Annotated in this window: 12 protein-coding genes and 1 tRNA gene; 8 read left to right on the top strand and 5 right to left on the bottom strand. The window is 43.4% G+C overall.

Annotation, left to right across the window (positions count from 1 at the left end; genetic code table 11):
• Positions 1-157 precede the first annotated feature (157 nt).
• The 8 genes from WJT86_RS00335 (at position 158) to WJT86_RS00300 (ending at position 8200) form a co-directional block, all read left to right on the top strand.
• A complete protein-coding gene (locus WJT86_RS00335; RefSeq protein WP_346335502.1) occupies positions 158-979 on the top strand; it encodes a MipA/OmpV family protein in 822 nt (273 codons plus the stop codon).
• 422 nt (positions 980-1401) lie between these two features.
• Entirely contained in the window at positions 1402-2193 is a 792-nt protein-coding gene (locus WJT86_RS00330; RefSeq protein WP_346335501.1) for an outer membrane protein, read from the top strand.
• A 291-nt stretch (positions 2194-2484) separates the two neighbouring features.
• A complete protein-coding gene (locus WJT86_RS00325) occupies positions 2485-3573 on the top strand; it encodes a polyamine ABC transporter substrate-binding protein (protein ID WP_346335500.1) in 1089 nt (362 codons plus the stop codon).
• A 47-nt stretch (positions 3574-3620) separates the two neighbouring features.
• A complete protein-coding gene (locus WJT86_RS00320; RefSeq protein WP_346335499.1) occupies positions 3621-4166 on the top strand; it encodes a hypothetical protein in 546 nt (181 codons plus the stop codon).
• A 210-nt stretch (positions 4167-4376) separates the two neighbouring features.
• Positions 4377-5468 (top strand): DegT/DnrJ/EryC1/StrS family aminotransferase, encoded by a 1092-nt coding sequence (locus WJT86_RS00315; protein ID WP_346335498.1) that lies wholly within the window; start codon positions 4377-4379, stop codon positions 5466-5468.
• A 26-nt stretch (positions 5469-5494) separates the two neighbouring features.
• Positions 5495-6163 carry an acetyltransferase gene (locus tag WJT86_RS00310; RefSeq protein WP_346335497.1) on the top strand — a complete coding sequence of 223 codons (669 nt, stop codon included), beginning with the start codon at positions 5495-5497 and terminating at the stop codon, positions 6161-6163.
• The gene (locus WJT86_RS00305; protein ID WP_346335496.1) at positions 6153-7103 is read left to right on the top strand and encodes a glycosyltransferase; all 951 of its coding nucleotides are present in this window, start codon (positions 6153-6155) and stop codon (positions 7101-7103) included. The genes WJT86_RS00310 and WJT86_RS00305 overlap by 11 nt, the downstream gene beginning before the upstream one ends.
• Positions 7100-8200, top strand: coding sequence for a glycosyltransferase (locus tag WJT86_RS00300; RefSeq protein WP_346335495.1), 1101 nt, complete (start codon positions 7100-7102; stop codon positions 8198-8200). Before WJT86_RS00305 ends, WJT86_RS00300 begins: the two co-directional genes overlap by 4 nt.
• Positions 8201-8239: 39 nt before the next feature.
• Here the strand turns inward: WJT86_RS00300 and WJT86_RS00295 are convergent.
• The 5 genes from WJT86_RS00295 to hemC all read right to left on the bottom strand — a co-directional run bounded on the left by WJT86_RS00295 (position 8240) and on the right by hemC (position 13220).
• Positions 8240-8315, bottom strand: a tRNA-Thr gene (locus tag WJT86_RS00295).
• A gap of 134 nt (positions 8316-8449) precedes the next feature.
• Complete coding sequence (locus WJT86_RS00290; protein WP_346335494.1) at positions 8450-10087, bottom strand: heme biosynthesis HemY N-terminal domain-containing protein; 1638 nt, start codon at positions 10085-10087, stop codon at positions 8450-8452.
• A gap of 12 nt (positions 10088-10099) precedes the next feature.
• A complete protein-coding gene (locus tag WJT86_RS00285; protein ID WP_346335493.1) occupies positions 10100-11416 on the bottom strand; it encodes a COG4223 family protein in 1317 nt (438 codons plus the stop codon).
• A 165-nt stretch (positions 11417-11581) separates the two neighbouring features.
• Complete coding sequence (locus tag WJT86_RS00280; RefSeq protein ID WP_346335492.1) at positions 11582-12277, bottom strand: uroporphyrinogen-III synthase; 696 nt, start codon at positions 12275-12277, stop codon at positions 11582-11584.
• Between the two features lies 1 nt (position 12278).
• Positions 12279-13220, bottom strand: coding sequence for a hydroxymethylbilane synthase (gene hemC / locus WJT86_RS00275; RefSeq protein WP_346335491.1), 942 nt, complete (start codon positions 13218-13220; stop codon positions 12279-12281).
• Positions 13221-13236 lie beyond the last annotated feature (16 nt).

The raw sequence follows: 13236 nt of genomic DNA, 5'->3' as shown, positions 1-13236 counted from the left end.
GGTCATAAGCCCGGGACTTTTTATTTATTGCATAAGAGCAGTGAATCATGCTGATTTACGAATCAGAAACCATATTTTTTATGATTTATTTTAAAATCTATTGATATCTAATTAGCTATTCATATATCGCGCTTTGCGCAAATTCTGGAGGTTTGTTTTGAAAAAGCGTTTATTAGGTGCAGCCTGTTTGCTCTTAACAGGGTTAGCTCCTGCAAATGTCTGGTCCCAAACGGCTTCAACCGAATATAGCAGTTGGACAGGTCCGTGGATTGTAACACTTAAGGGTAATATCGGTGGATCGCCCAAGTGGTCCGGTTCTGATACCTACACACTTTCCGGTTTCCCGTCTGTGTCTTTACGCCGTCCTGGTGAGAAGCCTGTTTGGTATTCACCTGATGACAGCATTGATTACTCAATCAAGGTCAATGATATTTTCAGCCTTGGTGCCGTAATTGCCTATCAGGGCGGGCGTTATTCAAGTGGTAATCGTGAGCTGACAGGTATTCACAAGGTGCGCTGGACTCTGGAGCCCGGTATTTTCCTACAGGCATGGGTTGTTCCGGATGTCCTGCGTGTTCGTGCTGAAATCCGTCGCGGGTTCCGCGATAAAGATGGTTTCATTGCTGATCTGGGAGCTGACTGGGTTAATCGCTTTGGTGCTTTAACCCTTGCTGTTGGGCCACGCCTCTCAATTGCGGATGGAAGCTATATGCGTTACCATTATGGCGTCACCGCACAGGATGCCTTCCAGAATGGAACGGTGACACCTTATAAAGCAACAGCAGGTTTGAAATCCGCTGGCGTTCTTGCCTCTGCTTCATATGATTTTGATGATCAGTGGAGCACGACACTCTATGGAGGATACTCCAGACTTGTGAGTGATGCCGGTAAAAGCCCGATTGTAAAGAACCATGGTGATCGTGATCAGTGGACGTTTGGGGCCACGGTTGGTTATTCATTTAACTTCTCGGGCTTCTAAGTTCCTTCCCGGCTGAAAGCTTTAAATAGAATCAAAACAGGCGGCAATCTGATTGCCGCCTGTTTCATTTACAGGTCTAGAATCTCTCTGCGTATGTTTATTGATCATTTAGGCATCGTTTCAATCTGACAATCCCCTATTCGTTCTAAAGTTTTTAAGCCCACTTTCCACATATAGTAACCAAGTCGTTAACGTGATAAATGGCACAATATAGCGAATGTTTTATGTTCTAAGTATTTGAAGTTAAACAATTTAATTTTTTAATACAAAAGCTATATCCGGTAAAAAATGATGGTTTCAAAGCCAAATTTAATAAAAAAAGAGTCTCGATTTTGCAGGTGTTGCATTTATGCACTACCAATCTTCCTCAATGTCGGTTAGCTAATGGGACGACAGCAATATTTCCTTTCAGGAGAAAATAAATGAAACGCGTTATCCTTTCACTGCTCGCAGCAACAGCTATGTCTGGTGCAGCAATTGCAGCTGACCTTCCTTCCCGTCGTGCAGCTCCAGCTTACATTCCACCAGTCTTCACATGGACAGGTTTCTACGCTGGTGTTAACGCCGGTTACGCCTTCAACGGCGACAACAAGATGAAGGACCTGAACTTCAACGGTTACTACGCTGATAACTTCGCTACAACAAGCAAGAGCGATGATGGTTCCTTCACAGGTGGTGCACAGGTTGGTTACAACTACCAGATGGGTAGCTTCGTAATCGGTGCTGAAGCTGACTTCAACTTCATCGACCTGAAGCGCGAATCCACATCTAACGACTACTATGCCGGTTCTTATGGTTACGGCTATGGTCTTGCTTATGACGAACTTCGTGGTCAGAGCAAGGTTGAGTGGTTCGGTACAGTCCGTGCTCGCGTTGGTTTCACACCAGTTGATCGTCTGCTCGTATTCGTAACAGGTGGTCTTGCTTACGGTTCCGTTAAGACAACAGCTTCTTACGAAAACTACTCCACAGGTTATGGCCTTTATGGCTCCAAGCGCGACACACAGGTCGGCTGGACAGTTGGTGCTGGTGCAGAATACGCCATCACAAACAACCTGACAGTTAAGGGCGAATACGCTTACGTCGACCTCGGCGACAAGCGCCGCACATGGACAGACGGTTACTATGGCTACAACAGCTATGGCAACGTCCTCTCCACAAAGACAAGCACAGACTTCCACGTTGTCCGCGCTGGTCTGAACTACAAGTTCTAATTTTTAGAACCTAAAAGTTCCAAGAACCCCGGTAGGGAAACCTGCCGGGGTTTCTTTTTGTGCAGATGGTTCGATGGATTTGGTTTGTATATTCGTCAGTTCATTGGTAGAGATGAAAATATGCCATCGGGCAGAAATGTCTTTTAAGGAATAATCAGTTGCAAATTCTGGTTGATGAACAATTTGGAGTTAGTGAGCCGGGCTGATACTATGCCCTATGCTTCTTGTTAAGCTCACTCGCATTCATCTTTTCAGGGTCCGGTAGTCGGTCAATCAGGGAATTTGCTCACGATGATCCGTTATATATTCGCCTTAATTGTTTTTGCTTTCACCACAGTCTCCGGCGTTGCCCAGGAGCGTGTGGTGCATGTCTATAACTGGTCGGACTATATTGCTCCGCAGGTTTTGGAAAACTTCACCAAAGAAACAGGTATCAGAATTGTCTATGATACCTATGACAACAACGAAATTCTTGAGACAAAGCTTCTGGCTGGCAAATCCGGTTATGATATTGTTGTGCCTTCAGGCCCATACTTGCAGCGCCTGATCAAAGCTAATGTCTTTATGAAGCTGGATAAATCCAAGCTTCCCAATCTCAAAAACAGCTGGAAGGCTATTGATGAACGCCTCGCCGTTTTTGATCCAGGCAATCAGTATGCTGTCGACCATATGTGGGGTACCACGGGCATTGGCGTGAACATGGCCAAGGTTCGTGAAGCTCTTGGCGCAGAGCAGCCATTAAATACCTGGGATATCGTTATGAAGCCTGAAATAGCTTCCAAGCTGAAAAGCTGCGGTATCTATATGCTGGATAGTTCAGAAGATATTTTTCCGAGCATCCTGAATTATATCGGGCTGAACCCGGATTCAAAGAAACCGGAAGATATTCAGAAAGCCGCCGATGCACTGATCAAGGCCCGTCCGAATATCCGCAAGTTCCATTCATCGGAATATATCAACGCTCTGGCCAATGGTGATATCTGTGTTGCTATCGGTTATTCCGGTGATATCCTTCAGGCCAAAACGCGTGCGGAAGAAGCCGGTAAGGGCATTGAAATTGATTATTTCATCCCGAAAGAAGGCGCTCTGATGTGGTTTGATGTGCTGGCAGTTCCTGCAGATGCGCCGCATCCGGATGAAGCGCATGAATTCATCAACTATCTGATGCGCCCAGACGTTGCTGCCGCGAACTCTGACTTCCTCTCTTATGCTTCTGGCAATCTGCCAGCCAAAGAGTTGATTAAACCGGAAATTCGCAATGATGCCGGTGTCTATCCGGATGAGGAAACATTCAAGCGTCTGTTCACCAATACAACCTACGGTGAAAAGACCCAGCGTCTCGTCACACGCCTCTGGACACGGATTAAGTCCGGACGATAAGGCTAAAATAAAAGAACCCTTCATAAGTAATTATGAAGGGTTTATTCATGATGACTTCAGAGCACAGAAAATCCCTTTTTGTCATATTCCTTATTGTACCACTCTTTGTTGCGGTTTGTTTCGGAATAATCTTTTTTCTGCTGATTTATACGGATCGTTTTTTCACTTTTGAAGAGGCGCTTTATTATACGCTCATCTCATTGTTCATCTTGTTTCATCCGGCCTATGTCTTGTATGGCAGGCACCAGCACATAAAACATCCTGAACGGGAGCGTAATTTTCTTGGTCAGATTTATTTCCCGTCCCAGTATTTTGTCGTTTCCTATGCCATCCTCTCTGCAATGGCCTTTCCAATTACAAATATGGAAACGATTATTCAGATAATAGGTATGGGGTCATTGAGAGTCCTCAAAGTTATGTTGGGTCTCTTGCTATTGAATGTTATCGTAATTTTTATCGGGCTGCAGATAGGTAAATTCTTTAAAGTACAGATTGCCAAGAAAACAGCCGACTTCCTGTTCTTCCTGATTTTCAGCATCAATCTTGAACTGATAATAGGCTACATCCTCATACGAGGCATTTCAGCACTTTGATAATATTGAAAAGTGGTGCCGCAGGAGAGAGGAGAGTTCTTGCTCCATTTTTGCGAACAACGCAATCTACTATTAAATTTAGTTAAAATTTTATATTTTGTTTGATTTGTTTTTTATAAATTTGAATGGTTGAAAAAATCTGATAGAATATAGTAATTTTTGTAGTGCGAATAAGAATTCAATTAAACAGGTTAATAAGAGCAATTCCAAATGGATATAAACGTAACAAAACCATATTTTCCTCCATTAGAAGATTTTCAAAAATTTATCAAAGGGATATGGCATAGAGAATGGCTTACAAACAATGGTCCCCTTGTAAATGAACTAGAGTTAAGTTTAAAAGATTGGCTTGGTCTAGATCACTTATTATATGTGAGTAATGGCACAATTGCATTGCAAATTGCAATAAAATCTCTTGAATTGACCAATGATATTATTACTACACCATTTAGTTACGTTGCAACAACTTCAAGTATTTTATGGGAAAATTGTAATCCTATAATGGTTGATATTTGTAAGGAAACTTTGAATATTGATGCGGATAAAATTGAAGAGAGAATTACCCCAAATACGACAGGTATTCTTGCTACGCATGTATATGGTAATCCTTGCAATATTGAAAAAATTGATGCGATTGCACAACGTCATAATTTGAAGGTTATTTATGATGCAGCCCATGCATTTGGAACAAAATATAAAAATAAATCCCTTTATGCATATGGAGATATCTCTACCGCAAGCTTCCATGCAACAAAATTATTCCATACAATTGAAGGGGGGGCTCTTATAACAAAAGACCCCAGTCTTTTAAAAAAAATGGCATCGATGCGTAATTTTGGTCATACAACGCCGACTGAATTTGACGAAATAGGAATTAATGGGAAAAATTCAGAAATACATGCTGCTATGGGATTGTGTAATTTAGAATATGTTACGAAAATTTTATCTAATAGAAAGTATTTAAGTAATTATTATGATTTTTTGCTATCAGATGTTGAAATTAAGCGTCCTAAGATAGCTCATGAAACAATTTATAATTATTCTTATTATCCTGTTATATTTAATAGTGAAGAAATTTTATTAAAAATAGTTTCTGAATTAAATATTAATAAAATTTTTCCTAGAAGGTATTTTTATCCTTCTTTATCAAAACTATCTTATATAAAATCAGATTTAAAAAATATTTGCCCAATCTCAGAAGATATATCAAAGAGAGTTCTTTGTCTTCCATTATATTATACATTATCTACCTCTGAAATTGATATGATTTGTAGGATTATTAAGAGGACATTAAATTACTAGTGTTTTACTTATTTAAAGAGGAAAATATGTCTAATATTGATTTTTATGCTGTTATAGGTGCAGGTGGCTATGGACGTGAAGTTATGCCTCTTGTTCGACAGCAGTTGGCTTCTCAATTGGCTGCAGGAAAAGTGCGTTTGTTTTTTGTTGTTGAGGGCGAGCCGAGTATTTTTAAGTGTAATGAATATCCGGTAATGGCTCTTTCAGATTTTAAGAATCTTCCGGGTGATAAGTATTTCACTGTTGCAATTGCAGACTCTAAGGTAAGAGAAAGAATATCTTCTTTACTTTATGATTTTAATTGTAAGCCATTTTCTATTTTTTCTAAAAATTCGATAGTAATGGATAATAACAAATTTGACGATGGGTTATTGTTATCGCCCTTTACTACTATCACATCCAATGTGACTATTGGGAAGTTCTTCCATGCAAATATTTACTCTTATGTTGCTCATGATTGCCAAATTGGAAATTTTGTTACTTTCGCTCCAGGAGTAAAGTGTAATGGGAATGTGATAATTGAGGATCATGCATATATAGGGACAGGTGCAGTTATTAAGCAAGGGGCGGCAGATAATAAACTTGTAATAGGTAGAGGTGCAATTGTCGGCATGGGATCTGTTGTTACAAAGAGTGTGCCTGCATATACTACAGTTCTAGGAAACCCGGCGAGAGTTTTTAAAAATGAAAGATAAAATTAAAAAACCAAGAGTTGGTATTGCTTTAGTTACATATAATCATGAAAAATATATAATAAAAGCACTTGAGAGCGTAGCTGCTCAGCGCATTGATGAGCCATATATAGTATATGTTGCTGACGATTGCTCAACAGATAATACTCTTAAACTGATTAAGGATTTTTCAGATAAAATTCCATATGCTCAATTTATTTTTTTAGAGAATAAAAGTAATCTTGGAATAACAAAGAATTATGAAAGGATTTTTTCTTTTTGTGAGACTGAATATTTAGCAATTCTTGAAGGTGATGATTATTGGATAAATTCAAATAAATTGCAAATGCAAAAAGAATTTCTTGATGAACATTTAGAATGTAATTTATGTGCATCAAATTTCTATATTTACTATACAGATAAATCTGATTTTAAAATTCAAGAAAACAATAGTGAAGGGTATACCATATTTTCCGCGCGTGACCTTATAAATAGTAATATTATTGGGAATTTTTCTACTACTATGTATAGAGTTTCAGCTCTAAAGAAAATACCTTCCGCATTATTTGAATTAAAAGCTTATGACTGGATAATCAATATCTTTATTTCTTATGAGGCTCAAATTGGTTTCCTCAAGAAACCGTTGTCTGTTTATCGTATTCATGAAAATAGTTCTTGGAGTGCCTTGGCAGAAGAAGAAAAACTAAAATCCCAGTATGATGTAATAGATGAATATGATAAAATTACCAATTTTGTATTTTCTGATGATTTTAAGAAACTTAAATGTAATTTGCTGTATTCAATTCAGAAAAAAAACCGTAGTTTCCTGAATAAAGTTAGCTATTTTATAGGGAGCTCGCGTTTTCGAAATTGGTTTCCACCTATTATCCTTAATCTTATAAATCAGATTGTTCCTTATAACGTGAGAATTATAATAATGTATTATGTGAGTAAGTTTCGATGATAAAGAGACCTAAAGTTTCGGTTATTATGCCTACTTATAACCATGCGAGTTTTGTTCGTGAGGCGATTGATAGCGTTTTAGCTCAAGAGAATGTCGATTTTGAGTTTCTTATTGAGGATGATGGGTCGCAAGATAATACGGTCTCAGTAGTTGAAGCAGTTAAAGACCCACGTATTATCTTTTTTTCAAATAAACAAAATTCTGGTGCTTGTACTGTTACCAATTCACTTATTTCTAGGGCTGAAGGGGAATATATCGCTCTTATAAACTCTGACGATAAATGGCTACCCAATAAACTTATGGCACAAGTTAGGCTATTAGATGAACAACCTAACTTAGGGGCTGTATTTGGGCGTGCTTCATTTATTGATGTACAAAGTAATGTGATTCCTAATGAGGATTTGCCATTTGGTTCTATTTTTGAACAACCAAATCGATCCTCTGCCTTATGGTTACGACACTTTTTTCAATATGGTAATTGCTTATGTCATCCAACGATAATGATTCGTAAGGAGTGCTACCATAAACTAGGTGCATACAATAATCGTTTTCGACAACTACCCGATTTTGAAATGTGGGTTAGATTATTAAAGCACTATGATATTCATATCATTGACGAGGTATTGATTCAGTTTAGGATAATGCCTGGAGAAAATGCTAGTAGTCAAACTGAAGCGAATCACAGTCGTACGCTTAATGAACATTTTTTGATTGCTAATCAATTTTTTAATGAAATTAATAAAAAGCTCTTTATTGAAGGTTTTAGTGATTGGCTTATTATCAAGGAGGTACCTACTGAATACCATTTTGAGATAGAAAAGGTGCTACTGCTGTTTGTCGATAATCAATGGCTTCAAGCGCCATATCAGATGGTTGGGCTTTTAAAATTATATCAATTGCTAAATGATACAAAATATCAATCAATTTTAGCTGCTGATTATGGAATTAACGACTTATGGTTTCAGTCAAAGATGTCTGAACAACGAACTCTGATGCCGTGTCCCCCACCACATGTACCCCAAGTTAAGGTAGAACCAATATTTGAAGAGAGGTTTAGACAAAAATTACATAATATTTTCAAACGTAAGCTACTCTAATCTTGGTTTATAGGGTTAAGTTATTATTTAAATTAAATCTGGTGCCGCAGGAGAGAATCGAACTCCCGACCCCATCATTACGAATGACGTGCTCTACCATCTGAGCTACTGCGGCGCGCCGACTGGCGATGAAGGATTTCAATAAACGTTCGTTTGGGGTTTGGCAAGTATCCAGTCAGGGCGTTTTTCCTTCTCTGGATAAGATATCAAGTTATAGCACCACAGACGGTGCTATAACTTTTGTCAGGCTTATCGTTTCTTCTTTTTTGTGTTGGTTGTATCGACGCCAGGATCATCTGGTGCGCGAAATTCCGGGAAGACTACCGGTTTCGGTGTAACAGCGATTGGCTCCACGGCTTCCGGTTGGAGAGGCGGTTGTGGGGCTTCTGTTTCAGGTTCAGGATCAACAGCTGGAGTATCAGCGAGTATGGGCTCTGGTTCAGGGGCTTTGGCCACTTCCTGTTCTGGCTCCGCGGGCTGTTCTGGTGGCGTTGCCTGATCTTCTGCAGGTGTCACATCAATGAATGTTGGTTCTGCTTCTGATGCCTGTGATTCAGGCTTTTCGTCCATATCAAGATCAAAGGCGCTGGTATCTGGCAGACTTTGTGAATCTGGTGGTGTCTGCCACTTGAACGCATCGATATGACCTGAAACCGGTGAGAAAGGTGCCCATTGTTCGGCAACAATGCCATCGGCAATCCATGCGGAATCTCGTGGGGCACGGGCAGCGCGGGCCACCCATTCACGAACCAGACCAACAGCGCCATGCTCAGCTTCTTCCAGATCTGCCATCAACAGGCAGGTACGAATGGTCGGCTGTTCATCCAGCAATGGTTTTAAGACGTCTCGAGCCCGGCTGAACTCGCGTGCTTCAACTGCAGTCTGTGCAATAATCAGACGTCCTTCCATATCAAGATTGGAAAGGCGGCCAAGGGTTTCCGCACGTTTAAGGCGGCCCTGCGCTGACGCATTTGCTTTCAGATAGATATAAGTCTCGGCTAAATCTGGATGCGGATTAACACTCCAGGCCTTTTCAATGATCTTTGAGGCTTTCCGGGCATCTCCCCGTTGTCCAAGCAGGCGGGCTGCAAGAGTTGCTGCCGGAACGAGGGTTGGTGCATATTTCAATGCTCTTGTGGAATCAACAAGGGCTGTATCTGGTGCGGATTGCTCTACGGCAAGGGCATTAGCCGTTAAAAGAACGGCACGTTGACGCTTGGCTGTTGCTTTATCAATCAATCCAAAGGCAACCCGCCGGTCAATCATTTCAAGGGCCTCAGTCCAGGCCCCCTTCATGCATTGAGCTTCAAGAACAGCTTCATTGGCCCAGCCAGCAGCAGGTGCAAGCAAAGCGGCCTCACGGGCATGGGTATAAGCGGCCTCATGATCGTTTTGGCGGCGGGCTTCAACAAAGAGACCACGAAGCCCAAGCAGCTGGGTCTCCTTATTGGCTGTCATCTTGCGAAAGGCGGCATCCGCACTGGTCAGGTCACCAGTGACCTGTGCAACCTGTGCATTGAGAAGAAGGGTCAGCGGCTCATCACCCAGCAATTTCTGGGCCTGTTTGGCATAACGGCGGGCCTGCCCGGTATCACCTGCACCAACGGCAATCATACCACGCGAGAGGGCTTGCAGGCCCTTTGCGCGTTTCTTGACCTTGGCTGATTTTGCCATGCGGAAGGGGGTTCGCAATATGGTTGCAACCAGCCACCAGATAACAGCAATGGCAAGACCAGTAAGGATTAACAGTGCAGCAGCGACGGGCAAGTCAATATTGGCGACATAATCAGGCAGCAGAATGGTAACTTCACCCGATAATGTTGAAAGCCAGACGGCGCCGAAAGCGATGGCACAGAGAACAGCGATATAAATGAGAATACGCCACATGGTGCTGCTCCCTTACTGTACTGAGCTTTCAAGGCCTGTAACAGCCTTGTTGCTCAGGTTTGAGAGAGCCTTGGCGGCATTGGCCCGATCGTTGAGACGCTTGCCCCAGAGAGCGGACAACTGGCGTGCGGCATCCGGCAGATTGTTCCAGAGTAAGGCTGCATCTGCGAAAGAGCCACGATCAAGAGCTGCTTCAATTCTTACAATGAGTGATGAGATGTCATTGCCTACGGCATTATCACGTGGGCGTATTCGAACAACGCGCTCTGACATTCTGATCAGCTTATCGGTTATACCTTCACCAGACTGGCTGCGTTCATAGCCAATCATAGCCTGAGAAGGTTCGGCAAATTCTGCTTTCAACTGTTGTGCTGTTGGGGCGCCGGAAGGTGCAAATATTGCAATATCTGCAAGGTCTGCCTCAGTAATGCCTGCCTTGCGCAGAGCCTCAAGAGTTGTACCAAATGGCTTGCCACTGGCAACGGCCTGCTCAAGTCGGGCGCTTAACGCATAACGAATGGCAGGAAGTGGATCGATATTTTGTCTGGCAATATCATTGATTCGGCCTTCCAGAGTATCGACGCGGCCGCTTAGGGGTATAAAGGCCTGCTGTTCGCGGGCAAGTTTGCTGTTTGATGCTTCAAGCTGGGCACGAAGCTCTTTGATCTCTTCACTCAAGCGCTGCTCAAGGGTTGTAATCTTCTGTTCGGTTTCAGCTGATGGGGCTCCTGTATCTCCAGCAGGGATGGGCTGCTCTGGCAGGTTATCGACTTTCTGTGAGAGATCATTGAGGCCATTTATCAAGGCAAGGCGCTGTTGTTCGGTTTCGGAGAGTTTAGCCTTCGCTTCAGTCAATGCCGCTTCAAGGCCTTTTGTCCGGACTTCCAGAGCATCGTTCTGACTGATCAATGCTTCAAACTTACTGAAGTCAGGAGCAGATGGTTTTTCAGCAGGCACCAGCATTGGGTAAAGAACGGCACCAGCGACGCCACCGACAAGACCGAATATGAGGCCGAAAACCGCAGCTTTTAAGCCAGAGGTAGAATTCTTCGGCTGTTTTGCTGAAGCAGGCTTAGTATCCGCAGTTTTGTTCTGGTCCGTAGATGTGGATTTCTGATTAGCTGATGTCACGGGCTCGGGCTTTTCATTTTGAGAGTTTATGGTCTGCGTGTGCTCAGGGGCATCGGCTTTCGCCGGCTCACTGCTATCGATCTGTGGCTGGGATATTGTATCCTCGCTTACAACCTCGGCAGACAAATCAATTGTCTGCGGTTTGCGTCCCTTGGTACGGGATGACTTAGGGTTCGGCGGCACGGATGATTTGGTCACGGCGGCTCCCAATTCTGCTGTTCAATATTCTTCGGCATTATAGCCTCAAACAAGGCATTAATGCTGCAACGTATCGAATCAGTTTAGCATCATAGAGGTTAACAATACTAACCCTTATGACATGTCAGATTGGCGCATAGCTGTGCAAATTGTGGGTAGCTTAATTTAAAGAAGAGCAAGTAAAGCATCTTCAGAAGGGGCAGAGGCGATTAAAACAGCTGAGGCGCCTTCCGCTCTTAAAGGTATGGCAACATCTTCCGACAGGCAATAATGTTTTAAAGCCAGAAACCTTGAAGTTAAATCCTGAGCCGCAACAAGATCTAGCAGTACGCTGGCGCTTCGGCGGGAATAATGCAGGACGGCATCGATGCTATCGTTTTTTAAGGCGGCTATTATGACCTCAGGTAAGGTTTCAGAGGCCTGAGAGTGATAGGCTGTCCAGGTTTTAACCGGATAACCTGCTGCTCTTAATGAAGCATCGGGCTCAGCTTTGTGATCAATGCCTGTTATATGCAAAATAGAAGACTGAACGGATTGCTCGGCGGTAATCAGGCCAATAAGAGAAACCGCGTCACCCTGGGCGATACGTAAATCTGTCGCGCTGCCATGCTCCAGAATTGCTTCAGCTGTTCGTGGAGCGACGGCATAGATGGTTTTTGCAGTCCAGTCCTCAAGTCGATGGAGCTGGTCCGCACCATTCGCACTCGTAACAATCACAATATCAAATATGCCATCGGGTATGGGTATGTCTGTGGGTTCAATAGTAAAAATGGGAGCGCAGACAGGCTGACGCCCTAATGCCTCAAGCTTTGAAGCCGTTCGTCTGGTATCGCGTATGGGGCGTGTAACCAGAATATGCATGTCAGCGCATATTTGCCGGATCAAGAAAATCAGTTGGCATTCTGGCTTTGATATCAAGACCGGCATCCCGGCCAATCATCTCGGCATCAGAAATTGCTCCTGAGCGTTCCACTTCATAAATTTCAGAACCATCGGGGCGCAGAACACGGCCTTTGAAATATATCTGATTGCCCTTGAGCTGAGCATGGCCGGCAATAGGTGTGCGGCAGGAGCCATCAAGAACTGTCAGGAAGGCGCGCTCAGCTGTCACCGTAATACCCGTATCATTATCCAGTATTGGTAACACGGCCTGTCTCGCCCGTTCATCACCTGTGCGGATTGTAATAGCGATAGCCCCTTGTGCGACGGCAGGCAGAAAAGTTTCCGGATCGAGAATCGACGTGATAACGTCGGTTTTGTCGAGACGTTTCAAGCCAGCCATGGCAAGCAGGGTAGCGTCAACCTCACCACGTTCCAGCTTGGCGAGGCGCGTTCCGACATTACCGCGCAAAAGAACAACTTCAAGATCTGGGCGCAGTCGCTTGATCTGGGCCTGCCGGCGAAGGGCAGCTGAACCAACAACTGCACCGTGAGGAAGATCTGCGAGTGTTTTGGCTTTATGGCTGATAAAAACATCACGCACGTCTTCGCGTGGCAGATAGCCGACAATCTCAAGGCCATCTGCCAGAACAGTTGGCAGGTCTTTGGCTGAATGAACGGCAATATCTATCTGGCTGCTGCTTTGAGCAACATCCAGCTCACGGGTAAAAAGACCTTTGCCACCAATTTCACTAAGCGCACGGTCAGCATAAGTATCACCAGAGGTTGTCATGGAGGCGAGAGGCAGCATCTCGGCGCTCCAGCCATGGGCCTGCATCAATAGCTGCTGAACAGAAAGGGCCTGGGCCATCGCAAGAGGGCTGCTGCGGGTACCGATAACCAGTTTTGCACTTTCAGTCGCCATGGAACTGCCTCGATGT

It is taken from the genome of Hohaiivirga grylli, assembly GCF_039655745.1.
In the GTDB taxonomy this organism is placed as follows: Bacteria; Pseudomonadota; Alphaproteobacteria; order Rhizobiales; family Beijerinckiaceae; genus Hohaiivirga; species Hohaiivirga grylli.
This window is presented reverse-complemented; position numbering and strand designations above follow the sequence as displayed.

Coding starts and splice junctions, on each gene's coding strand:
- WJT86_RS00330 (WP_346335501.1), top strand. CDS start 1,402: ATGAAACGCGTTATCCTTTCACTGCTCGCAGCAACAGCTATGTCTGGT.
- WJT86_RS00325 (WP_346335500.1), top strand. CDS start 2,485: ATGATCCGTTATATATTCGCCTTAATTGTTTTTGCTTTCACCACAGTC.
- WJT86_RS00320 (WP_346335499.1), top strand. CDS start 3,621: ATGATGACTTCAGAGCACAGAAAATCCCTTTTTGTCATATTCCTTATT.
- WJT86_RS00315 (WP_346335498.1), top strand. CDS start 4,377: ATGGATATAAACGTAACAAAACCATATTTTCCTCCATTAGAAGATTTT.
- WJT86_RS00310 (WP_346335497.1), top strand. CDS start 5,495: ATGTCTAATATTGATTTTTATGCTGTTATAGGTGCAGGTGGCTATGGA.
- WJT86_RS00305 (WP_346335496.1), top strand. CDS start 6,153: ATGAAAGATAAAATTAAAAAACCAAGAGTTGGTATTGCTTTAGTTACA.
- WJT86_RS00300 (WP_346335495.1), top strand. CDS start 7,100: ATGATAAAGAGACCTAAAGTTTCGGTTATTATGCCTACTTATAACCAT.
- WJT86_RS00290 (WP_346335494.1), bottom strand. CDS start 10,087: ATGTGGCGTATTCTCATTTATATCGCTGTTCTCTGTGCCATCGCTTTC.
- WJT86_RS00280 (WP_346335492.1), bottom strand. CDS start 12,277: ATGCATATTCTGGTTACACGCCCCATACGCGATACCAGACGAACGGCT.
- hemC (WP_346335491.1), bottom strand. CDS start 13,220: ATGGCGACTGAAAGTGCAAAACTGGTTATCGGTACCCGCAGCAGCCCT.